Source organism: Mycobacterium sp. RTGN4, from assembly GCF_033804635.1.
Lineage (GTDB): Bacteria > Actinomycetota > Actinomycetes > Mycobacteriales > Mycobacteriaceae > Mycobacterium.
Genome location: NZ_JAPZLB010000006.1, coordinates 317,336 through 342,042 on the forward strand (window position 1 = coordinate 317,336; position 24,707 = coordinate 342,042).

Genomic DNA, 24,707 nt, shown 5'->3' on the forward strand with positions numbered 1-24,707 from the left:
CGCGCGTCCGCTCCAATACTCTGTCAGTCCTCACTGGCCTGCCGCCGTCTGAAGCACGATCGCATGGCCTTCAGGTGTGCAGTTTAGGGGCTGCGCCGCAGTAGTGATGGTGGTCGTGAATGTGGGCCGATCAATCCAGGGCATAGGCTGGTCAACTGTGGAACCGGTTTACGGAACAGTCATCCAGGCAGCCCGCCTGGTGTGGCGGCTGCAGGGGCTGAAGTTCACGATCACGGGCGTGGACAAGCTCCCCGTCACCGGGGGCGCGGTTATTGCCATCAACCACACCAGTTACTTCGACTTCACCTTCGCGGGCTTGCCCGCCTACCAGCAGCACCGCGGCCGCAAAGTGCGCTTCATGGCCAAGAAGGAAGTGTTCGACTCCCACGTCAGCGGCCCCATCATGCGCAGCCTGCGCCACATCCCGGTGGACCGGGACAGCGGCGGCACCTCGTTCGTCGAGGCGTGCCAAAGGCTCAAGGAGGGCGAGTTGGTGGGGGTCTACCCGGAGGCCACCATCAGCCGCAGCTTCGAGATCAAGGCATTCAAGTCCGGCGCCGCCAGGATGGCGATCGCTGCCGACGTGCCCATCGTTCCGCACATCGTCTGGGGTGCCCAACGCATCTGGACAAAGGGCCATCCACGCAATATGTGGCGGCCCAAGGTGCCGATCTCGATCACCGTCGGCGAACCGATCTACCCGACGCTTCCACCCGCGGATCTGACGGCACTCCTGCATTCGCGGATGCAACACCTGCTCGAGCAGGTGCAAGACGCGTACGGCTCGCATCCGCCCGGTGAGTTCTGGGTTCCGCGCAGGCTTGGCGGTGGGGCGCCATCGCTCGCCGAGGCCAACCAATTGGACCTCGACGAGGCCAATGAGAAGGCCGCGCGCCGCGCAGCGGGCGAACAGACTGGCGAGGCCACGGAGTAGAAATATGGAACCGGTCTTCCGCATGCTGGAGATCGCGGGCAGGACTGCGGTTAGGGCTACCGGCACCCGGATCACTTACCAAGGGCTGGAACATATTCCGGCTTCCGGCGGCGCGGTGGTGGCCATCAACCACACCGGCTACATCGACTTCCTCCCCGCAGCCTTGGCTGCGACGTACCGAAAGCGACGGATGCGTTTCATGATCAAGGCCGAGATGAAGGACGTGAAGATCGTCGACTTCCTGATCGAGCATTCCAAGACTATCCCGGTGGACCGGCGTGCCGGTGCGGACGCATACGGCGTCGCGGTGGAGCGGTTGCGCGAAGGTGAAATCGTCGGTGTGTACCCGGAGGCCACGATCAGCCGTAGCTTCGAGTTGAAGGAGTTCAAGTCCGGCGCGATCAGGATGGCCCAGGCTGCGCAGGTGCCGATCGTTCCGTTGATCGTTTGGGGTGCCCAACGCGTATGGACCAAGGATCATCCGAATAACTTGGGCCGCAGGAAACTTCCGATCACCGTGGCAGTCGGACCACAATTCGAACCTCCGGAGTCGGTCCCGGCGGCCATGGCGCAGCTACGCGAGACGATGACAGCGTTGCTCCACCAGGTCCAGGAGGAGTATCCGCATCCCACAGGGGAGTACTGGGTGCCGCGCCGACTCGGTGGTAGCGCACCAACGCTCGAGGAAGCCAGCGTGATAGAGGAGGCGGAGCTCAGCGAGCGGGCGCGCAGACGAGCGGAGCCGAGCTAGTGCTACCCGCGCTCATCGCCAGCGACGTGGACGGCACCCTGCTTGACGAAGACGAGCACGTCACGCCGCGAACTCGAGAGGCCGTGCATGCCGCCGTCGCCGCAGGCGCCCACTTCGTCCTGGCGACCGGGCGGCCGCCGCGCTGGGTGCCGCAGATCGTGGAAGCGCTTGGGATCGCGCCAATGTCGGTGTGCGCCAACGGCGCAGTGATATACGACTCGGCCACCGATCGGATCGTATCGGCGCGGACGTTGTCACCCGAAGTGTTGGCCGAATTGGCTGAGGTGGCGATGCGGGTGATCCCGGGATGCGGGCTGGCCGTCGAGCGGGTCGGCCGCAGTGCGCACGACGCGGCGACACCGCAGTTCGTGAGCTCGCCAGGCTACGAGCACGCGTGGCTCAATCCCGACAACACCGAGGTCTCCTCCGAAGACCTGTTGAGCGCACCTGCGATCAAGCTGCTCATCCGCAAGGCTGGGGCCCGTAGCGCGGACATGTTCGCCGCGCTGTCCAAACACGTTGGCATCCAAGGTGATATCACGTACTCCACCAACAACGGACTCATTGAAGTGTTGCCGTTGGGCATCAGCAAGGCCACCGGGGTGGCAGAGTTGGCGCGTCCGCTGGGCATCGCCGCAGAAGACGTGGTGGCCTTCGGCGACATGCCGAATGACGTCCCGATGATCCTGTGGGCCGGACTGGGTGTCGCGATGGGCAACGCACATCCCGAGGTGATCGAGGCGGCGGATGAAGTTACGACACCGAATTCCGACGACGGGGTGGCCCGCGTCTTGGAGCGGTGGTGGCTGTAGCCACCGGGCGGGCACTACTGCGCGATGGGCGTGAAGCGCTCCAGCTGGACCGGCGCCGGACCGGACGTGGATGGCGGAAGCTCCAGTGCGACACCGTCGATCACCCGGGTGACGGTGCTCTTCTCCCGGTCGAAGTTCAACGTGCCGTGCTGGAAGTTTTGGACGATCCATTGCGGTTCCTGGAGCTCGCCGCTGGTCGGTAGACCAAGGGCGCCACGCTCGAAGCCGAGGTTGGCCCACGCCTCGTAGATGGCGCCGGTGACGGGTTGGGCGCCGCTTTCCGGCGACCAGTAGACCGCACCTCTGTCGAAGGTCACGTAGCGTGCCGCACCTTCTCCGGAACCCTCTGGTGACGTAGGCGCGCCCAAGGTGCTGGCCTTCCCGCCCAGCGTCGCCCACTTGTCGTAGATCGCGCCACCGCGCAGCGAGTCGGCCAAATCCTTGGGTCCGAACGGGTCGTTGAAATGTGCTGCGATGTCGCGGAGTTCGGGCATGGCGGCGTAGGCGGCATTGCCCGGGCAGTCGGTGATTCCGACGTCGCGATGGGTGAAGATCGTCGGCAGGTTCGCGACGACGCCCCGCGGGACGAAGGTGTACTTGGAGCCTGCCGAGGCCAATGACACTCCGCCCTTGGGGTCCACGTGGTCCAACCCGAGCCGCCACCCGATCAGCCGACCGGTGTTGCGCAACTGGATGGCGGTCGGCGGGACGGTGTCGAAGTCGCCCATCATCGCGACGCCCCAAGTGTTCTCGTTGAACCCGCCGGTGTGGGAGCCTTCGACCGGCCGGGTCATGCCGCCTGCGCGTCCTTCGAAGACCTGTCCGAACTTGTCGACGAGCGCGTTGTAGGCGATGTCGCACCAGCCGAGCGTGCGGGTGTGGTACTCGTATATCGACCTGACGATTCCGGCTGAGTCGTCGGGCGTGTAGTCATTGCTGCCCGCGGTGTGGTGCACGATGGCGGCACGAATGCCGTTGTCGTACACGGTATTTCCGCAGCGCATCGATTCGTCCGCGCCCCATTGCGCCCGGCCGATGATGGCGGGCGGCTGCCCAGGGGCCGACACCGCTTCCGGGGCAGGCAGCTGATCACCGACGGGCCCCTCGGGCGGGCTGATCAACACGGCGTTGAAACTCTGGCCAAGGGCCTGCTCGACATTGGCAGGCACGTAGCCGAGGCCAGGCTTGGTGGCGTGGGCGGGCGGGGGTTGGGACGCCTTCAGCGCATCTGCCGGCCTGCGGATGGCGAGTTGGACGTCGGTGGTGCGGCCGACGAAGACCGGATCGGTGCCGTTCTTGGGGGAGGTGGGGTCGCCTCCTTCGAGGGTTTCGGCCTGGTACCACGGACCCCAGGATCCGTCGGGTTTCTTGGCGCGCACGCGCGCCTCGGTTCCGGTCAGATCGGTGGCGGTCAGCGCGACCATCGAGAAGGGCTTGTCCTGGTGGAGATCGCGGATCGTCTCGCCGCCGCCGATGCCGGCGAGTGCGCGTTCAACGATGAGCGGCGTCGTGTCGACGTGCTGCTGGTCGCCGCGCTCGGGCGGGAGCCCGTTCACGGCCCACGGCAACATCACTACCGTCGCCGCGACGGCAGAGAACAGCAGCGGCGCAGGGTGACGAAACGGCACCGTCTGATGTTACGTATGAGACAGGTGTTACCTATGTTTCGACACGGGAAACCTCTGCGTCAAAACTTCGGTGGCTACTGCAACGGCACCGCAGAGCTCATTGCCGCTTTCTGCGGTGCCGTTCAGCAGCAGGATCTACTGGGGCAGCACTGCCGCCGCAGCTGCCGGTGCCGCCGCCGCGGGCGCTGCCGCGGCCGCCGGTGCACCGGTCTTGATGGCACCCATGATCGCGGGCATCACCATGCCCTTGAGCAGGTCGATGGCCTGTCCGGCCCCGAGCGTCTGTGCCGCGCTGCCGAGGTCGCCGAGCAATCCGCCGCCACCGCCTCCGCCACCGCCGAGGCCAGTGGGTGCACCCAGCGACGGATCGCCGCCGCCGAGCAGCGGATACGTGCCTGCCGATGGGTCGAGCCCGACGGGCGCCGAGATCGGCACTTCGCCGGGCAGGCCGGTGGGGCTGGTCAATCCGCCCAGACCCGCGGGAGTGGTCAGTCCGCCGGGCGCGCCCAGTCCGGCCGCACCGGTGGGACTGGTCAGCGCCGGATTCGAGAGCGCCGGGTTGGTCAGCGAGGTGTCACCCAGTCCGGGGGTCGTCAAACCTGGCGTCGTCAGTCCTGGTGTCGTGAGGCCCGGTGCCGTGGCGCCAGGCGCCGTGAGGCCGCCCGGTGCCGTGAGCCCCGGCGAGGTCAACCCCGGCGAGGTGAGGCCACCCGGCGCCGTGAGGCCGCCTGGTGCTGTGAGCCCCGGCGAGGTGAGCCCCGGTGACGTGAGTCCTGGGGACGTGAGCCCCGGCGAGGTCAACCCCGGCGACGTCAAGGCCGTCGAGGCCGAGTCGCCCGAACCCGTGAGCAGGCCCGTAGGCATCGGCGGCAGGTTGACGCCGAACTGGGAAAGGCCCTGAGTCAAGGCCCCGATCAGTTCGTTGGGCAGGTCGGTGACCATCGCGGCCTGAGTGAACTCGCGGTGCTCGGGCGCTGCGGTAGTACTTGTGGTCCCCTGGCTCAAGGCCACCACTGCAACTGGACTTGCGACGGCCACGGCGGCGACTGCGCGCATGGCTGTCGAGAGCTTGCGTCGACGTCGGTTCGGCACGGAAGTCTCCATTCGATGTCTGTCCGTTTGAATCTGTGTAGGTCGTGCTTGCCGGCGGGCGGAATGGAACTTCCAATCCGTCAGTACCGACGTGGTCGATGGTACGTATGTGATTGGTGAGACTGGAGTGACGATGCGGAATCGTGAGCGAATTGCGACCTGCGAGCCGTGAGCGACCGGCCGACCTCGCATTCGGGGCGGGACCTTCCCGTCGGATACCCTTGCTGCCGATGACCTCCACTGATCCCCGGGTCGACGAGCCCGCCGGTCCGTTCGATCTCCTCGTCGTCGGTTCCGGATTCTTCGGCCTGACGATCGCCGAACGCGTGGCCACGCAGCTCGACAAGCGCGTTCTCGTGCTCGAGCGCAGGCCGCACATCGGCGGAAACGCGTACTCGGAAGCTGAGCCAGAGACCGGCATCGAGATCCACAAGTACGGTGCTCACCTCTTCCACACCTCGAACAAGCGGGTGTGGGATTACGTCAGGCAGTTCACCGACTTCACCGGCTATCAGCACCGCGTCTTCGCGATGTACGACGGGCAGTCCTACCAGTTCCCCATGGGGCTCGGCCTGGTGTCGCAGTTCTTCGGCAAGTACTTCACACCTGACGAGGCCCGGGCGCTGATCGCCGAGCAGGCCGCGGAGATCAACACCGACGAGGCCAAGAATCTCGAGGAGAAGGCGATCTCGCTGATCGGCCGCCCGCTCTACGAGGCGTTCGTGAAGGGTTACACGGCCAAGCAATGGCAGACCGACCCCAAGGAACTGCCCGCGGCCAACATCGCCCGGCTTCCGGTCCGCTACACCTTCGACAACCGCTACTTCAACGACACCTACGAGGGCCTGCCCGTCGACGGCTACACCGCGTGGCTGGAGAACATGGCCGCCGACGACCGCATCGAGGTCCGGCTGGACACCGACTGGTTCGACGTACGCGACGAACTTCGCGCGGCAAGCCCCGACGCGCCCGTCCTGTACACCGGCCCGCTCGACAGGTACTTCGACTATGCCGACGGCCAACTCGGGTGGCGCACGCTCGACTTCGAACTCGAAGTGCTGAACACCGGCGACTTTCAGGGCACCCCGGTGATGAACTACAACGACCCGGACGTGCCCTACACCCGCATCCACGAATTCCGTCACTTCCACCCCGAGCGGGAGTATCCGACGGACAAGACCGTGATCATGCGGGAGTACTCGCGGTTCGCTGCCGGCGATGACGAGCCGTACTACCCGATCAACACCGATGCCGACCGGGCGCTGCTGGCGATCTACCGGGAGCGGGCCAAGGCCGAGACCGCCTCGGCGAAGGTGCTTTTCGGCGGCCGACTGGGCACCTACCAGTACCTGGACATGCACATGGCCATCGCCAGCGCGCTGAACATGTACGACAACACCCTGTTGCCGCATCTGCGCGACGGTGTTGCGCTCGAAGGGGACAAGCCGTGAGCGTGACCGCGGCGACACCCGTCGCGGCCGACACGACGCCATCGTCGATGGCCACCAACCTGCTGCAACGGGTGATCTTCCCGCGGGCAGGCGAACCGCTCGACGTGCGCTCGCTGTATCTGATCGAATCGCCATCCAACTCTGGTCGGGCACACGCGCCGACCAGGACGTCAGTTGTGCTCGGAGCCGAGTCCGAAGTCAGCTTCGAGACGTACTTCAACGGTTTCGCCGCGTCGTACTGGCGGCGCTGGTCGATCCTGACGTCGGTGGTGCTGCGGGTCGAGGTGCGCAGCGACGCGAGTCGGGGACAGACCCGGCCCGACCGGGTGGCGTGCCGCGTCGACGTCTACCGCTCCAAGAGCGACGGATCCCGGATCGGGATCGAGGGCGGCCTGGTGCACCTCGACGACGACAACCGCGGCGTCATCGAGTTCGAGGTCGACCTCGGGCCGTTCGAGGACGGCGGCTGGATCTGGTTCGACGTCACTTCCGACATCGACATCGAGGTGGTCGCGGCAGGCTGGTACACATCGGTCGACCCGCCCGCGGGGCCCGACTCCAACCGCATCACCGTGGGCATCCCGACCTTCAATCGCCCCACCGACGCGGTGAATGCGTTGCGCGCGTTGACTTCTGATCCATTGGTCGACTCGGTGATCGATGCCGTGATGATGCCCGACCAGGGCACCAAACGGGTAAGCGACGAGCCAGGGTACACCGAAGCCGTTGCGGCCCTTGGTGACCGGTTTCATCTGTTCGAGCAGCCCAACCTCGGTGGATCCGGTGGTTACTCGCGCATCATGTATGAGGCGCTGCGCCAGACGGACAGCCCGTACGTGCTGTACATGGATGACGACATCTTCATCGAACCGGACTCCATCCTGCGCGCGCTGGCACTGTCCCGGTTCGCCAAGACCCCCATGCTCGTCGGCGGACAGATGCTGAACCTGCAGGACCGCAGCCACCTGCACTCCATGGGCGAGGTCATCGACCACCACAGCTTCATGTGGACCTCGGCCCCGTTCGTCGAATACGACCACGACTTCGCCAAATACCCACTGCGCGACCGCATCAAGTCGAAGAATCTGCACCGGCGCATCGACGTCGAGGGCAACGGGTGGTGGATGTGCATGATCCCGCGGGCCTGCGCGGAGACCATCGGACTGCCGATGCCGTTGTTCATCAAATGGGACGACTGGGAATTCGCGTTGCGCGCGGGCAAGGCCGGATTCCCCACCGCCACCGTGCCCGGCATTGCGATCTGGCACATGGCGTGGAGTGACAAGGACGACGCGATCGACTGGCAGGCCTACTTCCATCTGCGGAACCGGCTGGTGGTTGCGGCCATCCACCACGACGGCCCCATTGACGGAATCTTGCGGTCGATGACGAAGGCCACCGCCAAACACCTGATCTGTCTTGAATATTCGACGGTTGCCATCCAGAACGAAGCGATGAGGGACTTCCTGAAGGGCCCCGAACACATCCGGGCCATCCTCGGAACGGCACTTGGCAAGGTGGCCGGTATCCGCAAGGAGTTCCCGGACGCCGTCGTATTGGACTCGGCCACCACGCTGCCCCGCACCAGCGGTGAGGCCACCGAACTCGGGGTCAACGAGCCCAAGGGGCCGGTGGCCAAGGCGAAGGCCCTTGCCGCCGTGCTGGCCAACAACCTGCGGGCCGCCGACCCGCGCCACCACGAGGTGCCGCAGGCCAACTATCCGCCGATCGAGGCCCGCTGGTTCAGCCTCGGCCGGGTCGACGGGGTAACCGTCACCACCGCCGACGGCCGCGGTGTGGTCTACCGCCAGCGCGACCGCCAGAAGATGATCGCGCTGCTGCGCGAATCACGGGCCTTGCAGCGGAAACTCAGCGACGAGTTCGACGCCATGCGCGGGCGCTACCGCGCGGCCGCATCCGAGCTGACGAGTGCAGAGAGCTGGGAACGTGTCTTCCGGGGCGAGTGAAACGAGCATCCAGGCGGGTGAAGTCCAGGCGCTCGTCGCCGTTCAGGCCGCGCTCGTCGGTAAGCCCGGAGTGTTGGCGGGGGCGCGGGCGCTCTCCCACTTCGGCGAGCACAGCATCGGCTGGTTGGCCGTCTCCGCGCTCGGCGCCGTGCTGCAGCCCGCCAAGCGACGCGACTGGTTGGCCGTCGGGGCAGGCGCCTTCCTCGCCCACGCCGCGGCAGTGGTGATCAAACGGGTGGTCAAGCGCCCGCGTCCGCACGATCCCGCCGTCGCCGTCAACGTCGGTGTTCCGAGCAAGCTGAGCTTCCCGTCCGCGCACGCCACGTCGACCACCGCCGCATCGATCTTGCTGGCCCGTGCGACTGGCTTGCCGCTGCCGTGGCTATTGGTACCGCCAATGGCGTTGTCCCGCTTGGTCCTTGGTGTGCACTATCCGAGTGACGTATTGACTGGAGTGGCAGTGGGTGCAGTCGTGGCGAAGACCGTCGGCGCGATCGTGGACGGTGTCGAGGTCGGTGGCCGATGAGCGCTTGCGCGAAGAGCAGAGGGTCGAGATGAGTGAAGAAGCTGCACCAGCGGGCGCGCCGCCGAAGAACTTGGCGACCGGCATCGTCAAGGCGGTGCGGCCACGCCAGTGGGTGAAGAACCTGCTGGTCTTCGCCGCACCACTGTTCGCCTTCGGTGGCGACGTCCATTACGACATCCGCGATGTGCTGATCAAGGTCAGCATTGCGTTCGTGACGTTCAGCATGGCTGCGTCGTGCGTCTACCTGGTCAACGACGCCCGAGACGTCGAGGCCGACCGGCAGCATCCCACGAAGCGCTTCCGGCCGATCGCCGCGGGAGTGGTGCCCCCCTCGCTGGCCTATGGATTGGCAGTGGTGCTCGGCGCGGCGTCGCTCGCCATCTCGTGGCTGGTCTCGCCGAACCTCGCAATCGTGATCGCGGTGTACATCGCCATGCAGATGGCGTACTGCTTCGGGTTGAAGCATCAGCCGGTGCTCGACATCTGCATCGTGTCGTCGGCCTATCTGATCCGTGCGATCGCCGGCGGCGCCGCCGCCAACGTCCCACTGTCGCAATGGTTCCTACTCGTCATGGCATTCGGATCGCTGTTCATGGTGGCAGGCAAGCGCTACGCCGAGTTGCAGCTGGCCGAGCGCACCGGCGCGAAGATCCGCAAGTCGCTGGAGAGCTACACCACGTCCTACCTGCGCTTCGTGTGGACGTTGTCGGCCACCGCGGTCGTGGTCTGTTACGGGCTGTGGGCGTTCGAGCGGGACCGGATCACCGGCGGGTCGTGGTACGCGGTGTCGATGATTCCGTTCACCATCGCGATCCTGCGGTACGCGGTCGACGTCGACGGCGGCATCGCCGGCGAGCCAGAGGACATCGCATTCCACGACCGGGTGCTGCAGCTGCTGGCCGTGGCCTTGATCGGAACCGTCGGTGCCGCAGCCTTCTTCAGCTGACCGAAGCCGGGTCAGAACGCCGCCGCCGCAGGTGTTGCGTTGGCCCGCTTTTCCGTACGACGTCACCGTCCGGATCAGCCTGTGGGTGAGCGTGCTGGTCGTCATCGCGCTTTTCGGGTGGGGTTCCTGGCAGCGTCGTTGGATTGCCGACGACGGCCTGATCGTGTTGCGCACGGTGCGAAACCTGTTGGCGGGCAACGGCCCCGTCTTCAACCAAGGCGAGCGCGTGGAGGCCAACACGTCCACCGTCTGGACGTATCTCGTCACGCTGGGCGCCTGGCTCGGCGGTCCGGTGCGGTTGGAGTACGTGGTGTTGGCCCTGGCCCTGGTGCTCAGCGTGGCGGGTCTGGTATTCGCGATGTTGGGTACGGCCAGGCTCTATGCGCCCAGCCTGCGCGGGCGGCGCGCACTGCTATTGCCTGCGGGTGTGCTCGTATACGCCGCGCTCCCGCCTGCGCGTGACTTCGCGACGTCCGGTCTCGAAAACGGTTTGGTGCTGGCCTATCTCGGCTTGTTCTGGTGGATGATGGTGTGCTGGTCGCAGGCGCCGCGGATCAACCCGCCCCCTGGGCTCAGTCCGCACGATGCCACCAGCAGACGCTTCGACGGCGCGTTGGCGTTCGTGGCCGGACTGAGCGTGCTTGTGCGTCCGGAGCTTGCTTTGATCGGCGGGCTCGGGCTGGTGATGATGCTCGTTGCGGCCAGCGACTGGCGGCGACGGCTCCTGATCGTCATCGCTGGCGGACTGCTCCCGGTCGGCTACCAGATCTTCCGGATGGGGTATTACGGCCTGTTGGTGCCGGGCACCGCGGTGGCCAAGGACGCGTCGGGATCCAAATGGGCGCAGGGCTTCGTCTACCTGACCAACTTCAACGGGCCGTATCTGCTCTGGGTGCCATTGGTATTGCTGGTCGGGCTGGCCCTGTTGCTGCTGGCGGTCCGTGGGCTGCTGTGGGGCACGCGCGCCCGCCCGCCGCGGAATCAGGGCCGGTGGGCGCGGATCGCCCAGAGCCCCAACACCATCGTGTTCTTCATGCTCGTCAGCGGTCTGCTCCAGGCGCTCTACTGGATCAGGCAGGGCGGCGACTTCATGCACGGCAGGGTGTTGTTGACGCCGGTGTTCTGTCTGCTGCTGCCGGTGGCCGTCATTCCAATCGTGTTGCCGCAGAACGCAAGAGCCACTCGTGGCCCCGGTTATCTGTTGGCGGGTGCCACCGGCGTGATCTGGCTCGCGGTGATCGGATGGGCCTTGTGGGCGGCGAACTCACCTGGGCTGGGCGCCGACGCGACCCGCGTCACGTACTCCGGAATCGTCGACGAGCGGCGGTTCTACGCGCAGGCCACCGGGCATGCTCATCCGCTCACCGCGGCCGACTACCTCGACTATCCGCGCATGCGCGCAGTGCTGACCGCCATCAACAACACTCCGGTCGGCGCGCTGCTGCTCCCGTCGGGCAATTACGACCAGTGGGACGTGGTGCCCGCGATTCCGCCGCCCCCCGATGTGCCGCAACCGCCAGGCGGGCCAAGGGGTCCGCACACCGTGTTCTTCACCAACATGGGCATGCTCGGCATGAACGTGGGCCTGAATGTCCGCGTCATCGATCAGATCGGGCTGGCCAACCCGTTGGCCATGCACACGGCCCGGCTGGAGGACGCCAGGATCGGGCACGACAAGAACCTCTTCCCGGACTGGGCGGTGGCGGAGGGGCCGTATCTCAAGGAGCCTCCGTACATCCCGGTCTACCTCGACGAGGATTGGATCGCCCAGGCCGAGGCGGCGCTCAAGTGTCCGGAGACCGAGGCCATGCTCACGTCGGTCCGCGGTGAGCTGGGCCCGCGCCGCTTCCTGTCGAACCTGGTGAACTCCATGAAGTTCACCAGCTACCGCATCGACCGCGTTCCCGAGTTCGAACTCGCGCGCTGCGGGCTGCCCAAGCCGCCGCCGAAGAGCCCTCCGTATGCCGGGTTGCCGGCCACCGGGCCGTGAACAAGGCATGACGAGCTCGTGACGCACGCCACGAGGATTTGCTGGTCAGCTGGGAGTTCTGCTTTGGTAAGGCGTTCAGTAACGCTTTGATCACGTCGGAACGATATGCAGTTGAGCGCCTCGCGCGCGTCATGCCCTATGCCACGGAATTCGCAGTGCACGCTGCGCCGGACATACGAATTGGATGGTACGACCAGCAAATGCGTACGACATCGCCATCGAGCATGCGCTCGACCCCACGCTTCCGTACGTCGTCCCGGCGTTTCGGCGTCGTGCTCGCGTCAGTATTGACGCTGCCCATGCTGGGGGTGCTTGGCGACGCCATGCACGCCACCCCGCGGGCCGCCGCGTTCTCGAAGCCCGGCCTGCCAGTCGAGTACCTCGACGTGCCGTCGGCGTCGATGGGGCGCACCATCCGCATCCAGTTCCAGCCCGCCCACCCGCCGGTCGTGACCCCGCCACCCGTGCTCCCGGCCGAGGGCGCTCCGGCGCCGACGCTTGGACCTGCTCCGGGCCCCGCCGAGGTAGCTGCTCCGAGCAAGGCGCTCTACCTGCTCGACGGGTTGCGCGCGCAGGATGACTTCAACGGTTGGGACATCAACACCCCCGCATTCGAATGGTTCAACGACTCCGGCGTCGCCGTGGTGATGCCGGTCGGCGGGGAGTCGAGCTTCTACACCGACTGGTACTCGCCGTCGAATCGCAACAACCAGACCTACACCTACAAGTGGGAGACGTTCCTCACCAGCGAACTTCCGCGGTGGCTGGCGACCAACAAGAACATCTCGACGACCGGCAACGGCGTCGTCGGGCTGTCGATGGCGGGCGGTGCCGCGCTCATCCTCTCGGCCTATCACCCGTCGAACTTCAGCTACGCGGCCACGCTGTCCGGGTTCCTGAACCCGTCGACGCTGTTCATGAAGCAGGCGATCCGGTTCGCGATGATCGACGCCGGCGGCTACAACGTGGACAACATGTGGGGCTTGCCGTGGAACGACGCGTGGAAGCGCAACGACCCCGTTGAACAGGCGGACCGCATCGTCGCCGCGGGCACCCGGTTGTGGATCTATTGCGCGCCCGGCGGTGGCCCGTTGGACGACAGCGTGGCACCGGATCAGCGGTTCAACGCCGACAGTCTGGAATCGCTCGCAATCGGTCAAAACAAGAAGTTTCAAGAGAAGTACACCAAGGCAGGTGGCAGCAATGCCACGTTCGTGTTTCCCTCCGAGGGGAACCACTCCTGGGCTTATTGGGCAGCGCAGCTCCAAGCCCTCAAACCCGATCTGATCGCCACTCTCAACGGTTCGTCAGCAGTTGGCGGACCACCCCCGGTGACCAGCGCGGGACCTTCGCAGTAGAGGTCAAACGCACGACTTGTGGTTGACTACAGGTTGCAACACGGCCGTTCCACAGGAACGGATCCCGTGTGCGGCTGATGACAAAGATGGGATAGGTAGCACTATGGCTTTTGTAGGAAAGATGCGGGGCGCGTGGGCCCGTCGGTTGGCCGTTGCCGCCGTGACGGCCGCTGCGCTGCCGGGGCTCATCGGCATCGTCGGAGGCAGCGCCACCGCAGGCGCGTTCTCGAAGCCGGGACTGCCGGTTGAGTACCTCCAGGTGCCGTCCGCTTCCATGGGCCGCGACATCAAGATTCAGTTCCAGAGCGGTGGCGCGAACTCGCCGGCGCTGTACCTGCTGGACGGTCTTCGCGCCCAGGACGACTTCAACGGCTGGGACATCAACACCCCGGCGTTCGAGTGGTACAACGGCTCGGGAATCTCCGTGGTGATGCCCGTCGGTGGCCAGTCGAGCTTCTACACCAACTGGTACAAGCCCGCATGCGGCAAGGCCGGCTGCTCCACGTACAACTGGGAGACGTTCCTGACCTCGGAGCTGCCCGCGTACCTGGCGGCCAACAAGGGCGTGAAGTCGACCGGCAGTGCCGCGGTCGGACTCTCGATGGCCGGTGGCGCTGCCCTCGTGCTGTCGGCGCACCACCCCGACCAGTTCATCTACGCGAGCTCGATGTCGGGCTTCCTCAACCCGTCCGAGGGTTGGTGGCCAGGCCTGATCAACGTCTCCATGGGTGATGCTGGCGGCTACAAGGCCAACGACATGTGGGGACCGGCCGAGACCGATCCGGCGTGGAAGTACAACGACGCAATGGTGCAGATCCCGACGATCGTCGCCAATGGCACCCGCCTCTGGGTGTACTGCGGCAACGGCACACCGAGTGAACTGGGCGGCAACAACGTGCCCGCCAAGTTCCTCGAGGGCCTGACCATCCGCACCAACCGGACCTTCCAGCAGAACTACATCGCTGCTGGCGGCAAGAACGCTGTGTTCAACTTCCCGGACAACGGCACGCACGACTGGCCGTACTGGGGCGCGCAGCTGCAGCAGATGAAGCCCGACTTGCAGCGGGTGCTCGGAGCTACGCCGACGGCGCAGTAACCAGCGAAGTCTCGAGTCGACGGCGGTGATCCCCATGGGGTCGCCGCCGTCGGTCGTTTCCGGCGCGACCCGTCGCGGGGATGTGATTCACTACACGTCGGGCTGGGACGAACGTGCACATGGTGACTGGCGGCGAAAAGTTGAGGTTGGTATGAAGTTGCTCTCGAATTTGTTCCGGACGATGGGCGCGATCGCACTGGCCACGGCATTGTGGGTGGCCAGCCCGCAGGTCGCGAAGGCCGCGGGCGTCGAGTTCCTGCAGGTGCCTTCTGCGGCGATGGGGCGCGACATTCCGGTGGCGTTCCAGGCCGGCGGCCCCCACGCCGTCGTACTGCTGGACGCCTTCAACGCAGCCCCCGACGTCAGTAACTGGGTGGGCGCTGGCGCGTTCAACACCCTGGCGGGTAAGGGCATCTCGGTGGTCGCGCCCGCCGGTGGCGCCTGGAGCATGTACACCGACTGGGAGGCCGACGGCAGCAAGCAGTGGGACACCTTCCTGTCCAGCGAACTGCCTGACTGGCTGGCCGCGAACAAGGGCCTTGCCCCCAACGGGCACGGCGTCGTCGGCGCCGCCCAGGGCGGTTACGGCGCGATGGCGTTGGCGGCGTTCCACCCCGACCGGTACCGCTACGCAGGTTCCCTTTCCGGCTTCCTCACCCCGTCGTCCACGTCCATGAACGGTGCGATCACCGCGGGCCTGAACATCTTCGGCGGCTCCGACACCCAAGCCATGTGGGGCGCCGCGCAGTTGGGCCGCTGGAAGTGGCACGACCCCGACGTCCACGTGAACTTGCTCAACGACAACAACACTCGGCTGTGGGTGTACAGCCCGGCGGTCATGGAATGCGCGGATCCCCCGGCGATGATCGGCTACTGCGACCAGGCCGCGGGCAGCAACCGCACGTTCTATCAGCACTACCGCTCGGTGGGTGGCCACAACGGGCACTTCGACTTCCCGACTTCGGGTCAGCACAACTGGGGCAGCTGGGCGCCGCAGATCGGAGCGATGTCGGGCGACCTCGTCGCCGCCATCAAGTAAGCCGCCAGCAACGCGCGCACCGGGTTGCCGCGCGGCAGCCGGTACCTTGGAGGCGTGCGACTCGAGGTACGACGAACGGCGGAGCTGGCGACCTGTGCCGCGCTCTTGGCGTCGGGTTGCGCGATGGGTAACGGGGTCGTCGCAAGCATGGGAATGCCGCCCTCGGAGTCCGAGTCGGCCACCTCGGGAATTCAGTCGATCGCGCAGCCGCCCAACGGTGGCGAGCCCGCCCTCGTGGTTACCACGAAGCAGCGTGGCTACCTCGATGCGTTAACTGGCGCGGGGGTGCGGCCATCCAGTGAACTGGTGGCACTGAGCATCGGCTCGTACGTGTGTCAGGCTCGCGCCGCCCATCAGACCGATCAGGCGGTCTGGGATTTCGTGTTGCCGATGGTGCGTGGCGACGTGCGTGACTCAGGGGTCCGCTCGGCGGCTCCGCCTACCGGCGAGGTCAACTCGGTGACCGCCGACTACATTCGCATCGCGACTGACAAGCTCTGCTAGACGCGCGAGAAACTAGGAACCCACATCCATGGCAAACACCGGCCGCCGCAAGCGGCACCGCATCCTCGGCGTCGCCGCAGCCATCGCCGTGACGGTGCTCGTCGGCGTCGTGGTGGCCGCGCTCGTGGTGTGGATGCGCCAGCCCGCCAGCCCACCGCCATCGGCCAACGCGCCAGGCACGTCCATCCCCGGCGCCGTGCCACCCAGTTCGTCACCATCGAAGCCGCGGCCCGAGTTTCAGGACGCAAGTTGTCCGGACGTCCAGGTGATCTCGGTGCCTGGCACGTGGGAGTCCTCGCCGCAGATGGACCCGCTCAATCCGGTGCAGTTCCCGATCGCACTGCTGTTGAACGTGACAAATCCGCTGCGGGACGCCTTCGGCGCCGACCGGATGGCCGAGTGGACCACCCCGTACACCGCCCAGTTCCACAACCCCTTCTCGGCCGACAAACAGATGTCCTACAACGACAGCCGGAAGGAGGGCTTCGATGCCACGGTCAGGGCCATCACCGACATCAACAACCGCTGCCCGCTGACCAGCTTCGTGCTGTTCGGGTTCTCCCAGGGCGCAATCATTGCCGGTGACATCGCCAGCGACATCGGCAACGGCCGCGGACCCATCGATCAAGACCTCGTGCTCGGCGTGACGTTGATCGCCGACGGCCGCAGGCAGGACGGGGTCGGCCAGGACATCGGACCCAACCCCCCGGGGCAGGGTGCCGAGATAACGCTGCAGGAGGTTCCGACGCTGTCCCAGCTCGGCCTGACGATGACGGGTCCGCGTCCTGGCGGATTCGGTGCGCTCAACGACCGCACGAACCAGATCTGCGGCGCTGGCGATCTCATCTGCGCGGCGCCCGAAGGGGCCTTCTCCATCGTGAACCTGCCGCAGACACTCGAAACCCTCACCGGCGCGGCCGGACAGCCCGTGCACGCGATGTACAACACGCCAGACTTCTGGGTGCTCGACGGACAGACCTCGACGATGTGGACCAAGAACTGGGCGCAGGGCCTCATCGACAATGCGCCACATCCGAAGCACGGTTGAGTTACGCAGAGGTATCCGTCGGGTCCGGGATTTGTCGGCAACCGACTCGTCGCCTAACATTAAGAGAAATGTAAGAGCAGTAGTCGACGGCCCGCCTTGAGGTCCTGATCAGCACCCCTGACGGGGTGTCCGATGGTTGGTCCCGGAGTGGCCGCCTACTCCTCTGTACGATCTTGGGGTTTGGCGTTGCACCGTTCGTCGAACACTTGACGCTCAAGAAATGGGCACTGACAGGAGAGTGAAGAATGGGCTTCCACAACCCGTTCCTGAAGGACGGCCTACTTCGGTTTCCCGACAACGGCAGCGTCGTCAAGCACGTCGAGAAGTGGGCGAAGGTGCGCGGCGACAAGCTCGCCTACCAGTTCCTCGACTTCTCCACCGAGCGTGACGGGGTGGCCCGCGACCTGAACTGGGCGCAGTTCAGCCTCCGCAACCGCGCCGTGGCCGCACGCCTGCAGCAGGTCACACAGCCGGGCGATCGCGTGGCGATCCTGTGCCCGCAGAACCTCGAGTACATGGTGGCGTTCTTCGGCACCTTATATTCCGGTCGCATCGCAGTGCCGCTGTTCGATCCGGCCGAGCCAGGACACGTCGGCCGACTGCACGCGGTGCTCGACGATTGCCAGCCCACCGCCATCCTGACCACCACCGCCTCCGCGGAGGGCGTGCGGAAGTTCTTCCGCAGCCGTCCGGCCAAGGAGCGCCCCCGCGTCATCGCCGTCGACGCGGTGCCCGACGAGGTCAGCGCGACGTGGGAGCAGGTCCACGTCGACATCGAGACCGTCGCCTACCTGCAGTACACGTCCGGCTCGACGCGCATCCCGACCGGTGTCCAGATCACCCACCTCAACCTGGCCTCCAACGTGGTTCAGGTCATCGAGGCCATCGGCGGCGACGAGGGCGACCGCGGCGTGACATGGCTGCCGTTCTTCCACGACATGGGGCTCATCACGGCGATGGTGTCGCCGATGATCGGCCACTACGTCACGTTCATGACCCCGGCTGCCTTCGTGCGTAGGCCGGGACGGTGGATCCGTGAAATGGCGCGCAAGGAGGGTGACGTCGGCGGCGTCATCTCGGTGGCACCCAACTTCGCGTTCGACCACGCCGCCGCGCGTGGCGTGCCGAAGGACGGCGAGCCGCCCATGGACCTGTCCAACGTCAAGGCGGTGCTCAACGGCAGCGAACCGATCTCGGCGGCCACCGTGCGCCGGTTCAACGAGGCATTCAGCCCGTTCGGGTTCAATCCGAAGGCGATCAAGCCGTCCTACGGGCTGGCCGAGGCCACGCTGTTCGTGTCGAGCACCCCGGTGGACGAGCCGCCGAAGATCGTCTACGTCGACCGCGACGACCTCAATGCGCACCGCTTCGTCGAGGTCTCCGCGGACTCGCCGACTGCCGTCGCTCAGGCGTCGGCGGGCAAGGTGGGCGTGGCCGAGTGGGCCACCATCGTCGACGCCGAATCGGCCAGCGAGCTGCCCGACGGCCAGATCGGCGAGATCTGGATCAGCGGCCAGAACATGGGCACCGGTTACTGGGGCAAGCCAGAAGAGACCGTCGCGACGTTCCAGAACATCCTGAAGTCGCGCACCAGCCCGTCGCACGCCGAGGGCGCGACCGACGACGCGACCTGGGTGCGTACCGGCGACTACGGCGCGTTCTACGACGGCGAGCTCTACATCACCGGCCGCGTCAAGGATCTGGTGATCATCGACGGCCGCAACCACTATCCGCAGGACCTGGAGTACTCGGCGCAAGAGGCCAGCCGCGCGTTGCGGACCGGCTTCGTCGCGGCGTTCTCGGTGCCTGCCAACCAGCTGCCCGACGAGGTGTTCGCCAATGCGCATGCGGGCCTGAAGCGCGACACTGAGGACACGTCAGAACAACTCGTCATCGTCGCGGAGCGGGCGGCAGGCGCCAACAAGATGGACCTCGCGCCGGTGGCTGACGAGATCCGCGCCGCCATCGCCGTGCGCCACGGCGTCACCGTGCGCGACGTACTGCTCACGCCCGCCGGAGCGATTCCGCGGACGTCGAGCGGCAAAATCGGTCGCCGGGCCTGCCGCTCGGCCTATCTCGACGGCAGTCTGCGCAGCGGGAAGGTCGCCAACGACTTCCCCGACGCGGTGGACTGACGCGACCCAAGCCGCGCAGCGGCGGAAGAGTGAAAATGGCTGACGCAGAAGAGAATTCGCAGATCGAACCGGTGTCGCCGGAGGTTCCAGAGCCGCATCGCACCGACATGTCGGTGCCGGAGCTGCGGGCGTGGCTGCGCAACTGGATCGCCGACGCCACCGGACAGGCCCCCGACGGCATCGACGAGTCCGCGCCGATGGTCGAACTCGGTCTGTCGTCGCGTGACGCCGTGGCGATGGCCAGTGACATCGAGGACCTCACGGGCGTCACGCTGACGGCGACGGTCGCGTTCCGCCACCCGACCATCGAATCGCTGGCGACGGTGGTAGTCGAAGGCGAGCCGGAAGACGACACACCCGTCGACGAAGGGTTCGACTGGTCGCGTCATGCCGATGAGTCCGAAGAGGGCCTGCTGAACATCGCCATCATCGGCGTCGGCACCCGCTTCCCCGGCGACATGAACACCCCCGACGAGATGTGGAAGGCGCTGCTCGAGGGCCGCGATGCCACCTCCGACCTGCCAGAGGGCAGGTGGGAGGAGTTCCTCGTCGAGCCTCGCCTCGCCGAGCGCGTCGCCAGGGCTCACACCAAGGGCGGCTACCTCAGCGACATCAAGGGCTTCGACGCCGAGTTCTTCGCGCTGTCGAAGATGGAAGCCGACAACATCGATCCGCAGCAGCGGATGGCGCTCGAGCTGACGTGGGAAGCGTTGGAGCACGCCAGGATTCCGGCGTCGAGTCTGCGTGGCGAGAGCGTCAGCGTCTACGTCGGCAGTTCCAACAACGACTACATCTACCTGGGGCTGTCGGATCCGACGACCGCGCATCCGTATGCCATCACGGGTAACGCGAGTTCGATCATCGCCAACCGGGTGTCCTACTTCTTCGACTTCCGCGGTCCTTCGGTGTCGATCGACACGGCCTGCTCCAGTTCGATGGTCGCCGTCCACCAGGCCGTCAGGTCACTGCGCTCCGGCGAGTCCGACGTCGCGCTTGCCGGCGGCGTGAACGCTTTGATCACCCCGATGGTCACCATCGGATTCGACGAGGTCGGCGGCGTGCTGGCGCCGGACGGCCGGATCAAGTCCTTCTCGCAGGACGCCGACGGGTACTCCCGCTCCGAGGGCGGCGGCATGCTGGTGCTCAAGCGCGTCGCCGACGCCAGGCGCGACGGCGACGAGATCCTCGCCGTCATCGCGGGCAGCGCGGTCAACCACGATGGCCGGTCCAACGGACTGCTCGCCCCCAACCCCGACGCTCAGGCCGAGGTGCTGCGCAAGGCCTACAAGGACGCGGGCATCGACCCGCGCACCGTCGACTACATCGAGGCCCACGGCACCGGCACCATCCTCGGTGATCCCATCGAGGCCGACGCGCTGGGCCGCGTCGTCGGCAAGGGCCGCGCCGCCGACCGGCCCGCGCTGCTCGGTGCGGTGAAATCCAATGTGGGACACCTGGAATCGGCTGCTGGTGCAGCAAGCCTCGCCAAGGTGGCGCTGTCGCTCAAGAACGACAAGCTGCCGCCGTCGATCAACTATGCGGGGCCCAACCCGTACATCGACTTCGAGCGCATCCACCTCAAGGTCAACGACACGGTCTCGGACTGGCCGCGCTACAGCGGGCACGCCATCGCCGGCGTTTCGGGCTTCGGCTTCGGCGGGGCGAATGCCCACCTGGTGCTGCGCGAGGTGCTGCCAAGCGACCTCGTCGAACCCGAACCCGAGCTCGCGCCCGTTGCAGCGCAGGCCACGCCGGACGCCGACGCCGTCTACGTGGGCGGCGTCAAGATGGACGAGTACGGCGAGTTCATCGATGACACAGACGACTACGGCGACCCGGCCTTCACCGCCGCGACATTCGACGACGAGCCCGATCTGCCTGGCCTGACGGACGAGGCGCTGCGTCTGCTCGAGGTCGCCCGCGAAGAGTTGGCCGCCGAGCTCGACGCCGCCGAAGAACCCGCCAAAACACTGGTGCCGCTGGCTGTTTCGGGGTTCCTGACCTCACGCAAGCGCACCACGGCTGCTGAACTCGCCGACTGGATCGACGGTCCGGAGGGCCGGGCGAGTTCGCTCGAGTCGATCGGCCGGTCGTTGTCGAGGCGCAACCACGGTCGCTCCCGTGCGGTGGTGCTGGCCCACGACCACGACGAGGCGGTCAAGGGGCTGCGGGCGTTGGCCGAGGGCAAGCAGACCCCGCTGGTGCTCGCCGCCGACGGGCCCGTCACCAACGGACCGGTGTGGGTGCTGGCCGGATTCGGCGCACAGCATCGCAAGATGGGCAAGAGCCTGTACCTGCGCGACGAGATCTTCGCCGAGTGGATCAACAAGGTCGATGCGCTGGTGCAGGACGAGCTCGGCTACTCCGTCGTCGAGCTCATCCTGGACGATTCGCAGGACTACGGCATCGAGACCACGCAGACCGTCATCTTCGCGATTCAGGTCGCGCTCGGCGAACTGCTCAAGGCGCACGGAGCGAAACCCGGTGCACTCGTTGGGCAGTCGCTCGGTGAAGCCGCGGCGGCGTACTTCTCCGGGGGCCTTTCGCTGGCCGACGCCACCCGTACCATCTGCTCGCGCGCCCATCTGATGGGCGAGGGCGAGGCCATGTTGTTCGGCGAGTACATCCGCCTGATGGCGCTCGTCGAGTATTCCGCCGACGAGATCAAGACGGTCTTCTCGGACTACCCCGACCTCGAGGTCTGCGTCTATGCGGCGCCGACGCAGACGGTCATCGGTGGCCCACCGGATCAGGTCGACGCGATCATCGCCAGGGCCGAGTCGGAGGGCAAGTTCGCCCGCAAGTTCCAGACCAAGGGTGCCAGCCACACTCAGCAGATGGACCCGCTGCTCGGTGAACTCGCGGCCGAGTTGCAGGGCATCGAGCCGCGGCCGCTGCAGACGCCCTACTTCTCGACCGTGCACGAGGGCGGCTACCTCCGCCCCGGCGGCGAGCCGATCCACGACGTCGACTACTGGAAGAAGGGTCTGCGGCACAGCGTGTACTTCACGCACGGCATCCGCAACGCGGTCGACAACGGCCACACCACCTTCCTGGAGTTGGCGCCGAATCCCGTGGCGCTCATGCAGGTTGGGCTCACCACCGCATCGGCGGGCCTTCATGACGCACAGCTGATCGCGACGCTGGCGCGCAAGCAGGACGAGGTCGATTCGATGACCACGGCCATGGCGCAGCTGTTCGTGCATGGCCATGACCTGGACTTCCGCACCCTGTTTTCGCGTGGCGAGTACGCCCACATCCCGCCGACCCGATTCAAGCGCAAGCCGCACTGGCTCGAGGCCAGGTTCTCCGCGGACGGCTCGGCGCTCGCTCCGGGCGCACACGTCGCCATGCCCGACGGCAGGCACGTGTGGGAGTTCGCGCCGCGCACTACCCCTGATCTCGTTGCGTTGGTGAAAGCCGCTGCCACGCAGGTACTTCCGGATGCCAAGGTCACGGCTTTCGAGCAACGCGCGGTACCTGCTGATGACGGCAGGCTGGTGACCACGCTGACGCGTCACCCAGGCGGCGCGACAGTGCAGGTGCATTCGCGCATCGGCGAGTCGTTCACGTTGGTCTACGAAGCGATCGTCACCCGCGGCGGCCAGGCGACCGCATTGCCGACGGCTGTCGGAGCCGGCACCGCCGTCGCGGCATCGGCGGCCCCGGCCGTGGAAGAGCTCGACGAACCCGAAGACGATGCAGCCATCCTGCAGGACAACCTCACCGCGGGCGCGGGGCTTGCGGCGGGCTTCAAGAAGTGGTCGGCCTCCTCCGGCGAGCCCATCGCGCAGCGGCTGGGCACCATCGTCGGCAGCGCCATGGGCTACGAGCCCGAGGACCTGCCGTGGGAGGTGCCACTGATCGAGCTTGGCCTGGATTCGCTGATGGCCGTTCGCATCAAGAACCGCGTCGAGTACGACTTCGACCTGCCGCCGATTCAGCTGACGGCAGTCCGCGACGCGAACCTCTACGCCGTCGAGAAGCTCATCGAATACGCCATCGAGCACCGCGACGAAGTTCAGGAGCTTGCGGACGTTCAGAAGACGCAGACCGCCGAAGAGATTGCCGCGGCCCAGGCCGAGCTGATGGGTGGGGCCACGACCGTGGCCGAACTCGAGGAGCGGCTCGCGCAGAAGACGGCCGAAGCCGAGGCGCCCGTCGAGACCGAAGCGCCAGTGGAAGTGCTCGAAATCCCGCCGCCACCAACCAATCCGGGCGGACCATCGACGTCCGACACCAAGCCGACCGCGGCGGGTGCGGCGGCTGGGGTATTGAACCAGCAGGCCGTTGCGGACGCGCTCAATTCCGACGTCCCGCCTCGCGACGCCGCCGAGCGCGTCACGTTCGCGACGTGGGCGATCGTCACCGGCAAGTCGCCTGGCGGCATCTTCAACTCGCTGCGGGCGCTGTCCGACGACGAGGCGCAGAAGATGGCGCAGCGGCTCTCCGAGCGCGCCGAGGGCACCATCACTGCCGACGACGTCAAGAAGGCCAAGACCATCGAAGAACTCGCCACCACGGTGCGCGAATTCCTCGAGGCGGGTGAGCTCGACGGCTTCGTGCGGACCATCCGTCCAAAAGCGGCAGGTCCGGAGGGGGAAGCCCAGGTTCCGGTGTACGTATTCCACGCGGCAGGCGGATCGACGGTGGTTTACGAACCGCTGCTGAACCGGCTCCCGGCGGCCACGCCGATGATCGGCCTGGAGCGCGTCGAGGGGTCCATCGAGGAACGCGCCGCGCAATACGTGCCGAAGCTGTTGGAGCTCAACGGCTGGGCGGGCGGGGAAACCAGGGGCAAGCCGTTCGTGCTGGCCGGCTGGTCGTTGGGTGGCGCATTGGCGTACGCCTGCGCGATCGGGCTCAAGGCGGCAGGCGCCGACGTGTCGCTCGTCGGCCTCATCGACTGTGTCCGGCCGGGTGAGCCGATCCTCCACACCAAGGAGGAGACCAGGAAGCGCTGGGACCGCTACGCGAAGTTCGCGGAGAAGACGTTCAACGTGGAGATCCCCGAGATCCCCTACGAGCATCTGGAAACCCTCGACGACGCCGGGCAGGTGCAGTTCGTGCTCGACATGGTCAGTCAGAGCGGCGTGCAGATCCCCGGCGGCATCGTCGAGCATCAGCGCACGTCGTACCTGGACAACCGCGCGCTGGACACGGTCGACATCAAGCAATACGACGGGCACGTGGTGCTCTACCTGGCCGATCGGTATCACGACGACGCGATCACGTTCGAACCCGCTTACGCCACCCGCGCGCCGGACGGCGGCTGGGGCGAATTCGCGTCGGACCTCGAAGTCGTGGCCATCGGGGGCGAGCACATCCAGGCCATCGACGAGCCGTACATTGCGAAGGTTGGCGCACACATGAGCCAGGCGATCAACAAGATCCAGAGCGACATCCAGAGCGACGAGGAGCAATAGCCGC

At 66.4% G+C, this 24,707-nt stretch carries 17 protein-coding genes; 15 read left to right on the top strand and 2 right to left on the bottom strand.

Annotated features, from left to right (window positions below):
• The first annotated feature begins 157 nt into the window (after positions 1-157).
• The 3 genes from SLQ30_RS15630 to SLQ30_RS15640 are packed head-to-tail and all read left to right on the top strand — an operon-like array spanning position 158 to position 2,497.
• Complete coding sequence (locus tag SLQ30_RS15630) at positions 158-934, top strand: 1-acyl-sn-glycerol-3-phosphate acyltransferase (protein ID WP_319448454.1); 777 nt, start codon at positions 158-160, stop codon at positions 932-934.
• A 4-nt stretch (positions 935-938) separates the two neighbouring features.
• The gene (locus tag SLQ30_RS15635) at positions 939-1,685 is read left to right on the top strand and encodes a lysophospholipid acyltransferase family protein (RefSeq protein ID WP_319448455.1); all 747 of its coding nucleotides are present in this window, start codon (positions 939-941) and stop codon (positions 1,683-1,685) included.
• On the top strand, positions 1,685-2,497 hold the full coding sequence (locus tag SLQ30_RS15640; protein ID WP_319448456.1) for an HAD family hydrolase: 813 nt from the start codon (positions 1,685-1,687) through the stop codon (positions 2,495-2,497). The genes SLQ30_RS15635 and SLQ30_RS15640 overlap by 1 nt, the downstream gene beginning before the upstream one ends.
• A 14-nt stretch (positions 2,498-2,511) precedes the next feature.
• On the opposite strand, the gene SLQ30_RS15645 is transcribed toward SLQ30_RS15640, so the two are convergent.
• Both SLQ30_RS15645 and SLQ30_RS15650 read right to left on the bottom strand, forming a co-directional pair.
• Entirely contained in the window at positions 2,512-4,125 is a 1,614-nt protein-coding gene (locus SLQ30_RS15645) for an N-acetylmuramoyl-L-alanine amidase (protein WP_319448457.1), read from the bottom strand.
• 135 nt (positions 4,126-4,260) lie between these two features.
• Complete coding sequence (locus SLQ30_RS15650) at positions 4,261-5,217, bottom strand: hypothetical protein (protein ID WP_319448458.1); 957 nt, start codon at positions 5,215-5,217, stop codon at positions 4,261-4,263.
• Between the two features lie 230 nt (positions 5,218-5,447).
• Between SLQ30_RS15650 and glf the strand changes: the two genes are divergently transcribed.
• The 12 genes from glf (at position 5,448) to pks13 (ending at position 24,703) form a co-directional block, all read left to right on the top strand.
• Positions 5,448-6,668, top strand: a complete 1,221-nt coding sequence (gene glf, locus SLQ30_RS15655; RefSeq protein ID WP_319448459.1) for a UDP-galactopyranose mutase — start codon at positions 5,448-5,450, stop codon at positions 6,666-6,668.
• Positions 6,669-6,715: 47 nt separating this feature from the next.
• Positions 6,716-8,635, top strand: coding sequence for a glycosyltransferase (locus SLQ30_RS15660; protein ID WP_319448564.1), 1,920 nt, complete (start codon positions 6,716-6,718; stop codon positions 8,633-8,635).
• The gene (locus tag SLQ30_RS15665; protein ID WP_319448460.1) at positions 8,616-9,161 is read left to right on the top strand and encodes a phosphatase PAP2 family protein; all 546 of its coding nucleotides are present in this window, start codon (positions 8,616-8,618) and stop codon (positions 9,159-9,161) included. Before SLQ30_RS15660 ends, SLQ30_RS15665 begins: the two co-directional genes overlap by 20 nt.
• 28 nt (positions 9,162-9,189) lie before the next feature.
• Positions 9,190-10,107 (top strand): decaprenyl-phosphate phosphoribosyltransferase, encoded by a 918-nt coding sequence (locus SLQ30_RS15670; RefSeq protein ID WP_319448461.1) that lies wholly within the window; start codon positions 9,190-9,192, stop codon positions 10,105-10,107.
• Entirely contained in the window at positions 10,085-12,097 is a 2,013-nt protein-coding gene (gene zomB / locus SLQ30_RS15675; RefSeq protein WP_413468043.1) for a flagellar motor control protein ZomB, read from the top strand. Before SLQ30_RS15670 ends, zomB begins: the two co-directional genes overlap by 23 nt.
• Before the next feature lie 200 nt (positions 12,098-12,297).
• Positions 12,298-13,455 (top strand): alpha/beta hydrolase, encoded by a 1,158-nt coding sequence (locus SLQ30_RS15680; protein ID WP_413468044.1) that lies wholly within the window; start codon positions 12,298-12,300, stop codon positions 13,453-13,455.
• A 103-nt stretch (positions 13,456-13,558) separates the two neighbouring features.
• Entirely contained in the window at positions 13,559-14,551 is a 993-nt protein-coding gene (locus tag SLQ30_RS15685; protein ID WP_319448462.1) for an alpha/beta hydrolase family protein, read from the top strand.
• 151 nt (positions 14,552-14,702) lie between these two features.
• Positions 14,703-15,590: an alpha/beta hydrolase-fold protein gene (locus SLQ30_RS15690; RefSeq protein ID WP_413468045.1), complete on the top strand. Its 888-nt coding sequence runs from the start codon at positions 14,703-14,705 to the stop codon at positions 15,588-15,590.
• Positions 15,591-15,644: 54 nt separating this feature from the next.
• Positions 15,645-16,094: a DUF732 domain-containing protein gene (locus SLQ30_RS15695; protein ID WP_319448463.1), complete on the top strand. Its 450-nt coding sequence runs from the start codon at positions 15,645-15,647 to the stop codon at positions 16,092-16,094.
• Positions 16,095-16,122: 28 nt separating this feature from the next.
• Positions 16,123-17,142, top strand: coding sequence for a cutinase family protein (locus SLQ30_RS15700; protein ID WP_319448464.1), 1,020 nt, complete (start codon positions 16,123-16,125; stop codon positions 17,140-17,142).
• A gap of 245 nt (positions 17,143-17,387) precedes the next feature.
• The gene (gene fadD32 / locus SLQ30_RS15705; RefSeq protein ID WP_319448465.1) at positions 17,388-19,277 is read left to right on the top strand and encodes a long-chain-fatty-acid--AMP ligase FadD32; all 1,890 of its coding nucleotides are present in this window, start codon (positions 17,388-17,390) and stop codon (positions 19,275-19,277) included.
• A 35-nt stretch (positions 19,278-19,312) separates the two neighbouring features.
• Complete coding sequence (pks13, locus tag SLQ30_RS15710) at positions 19,313-24,703, top strand: polyketide synthase Pks13 (RefSeq protein ID WP_319448466.1); 5,391 nt, start codon at positions 19,313-19,315, stop codon at positions 24,701-24,703.
• Positions 24,704-24,707: the final 4 nt, after the last annotated feature.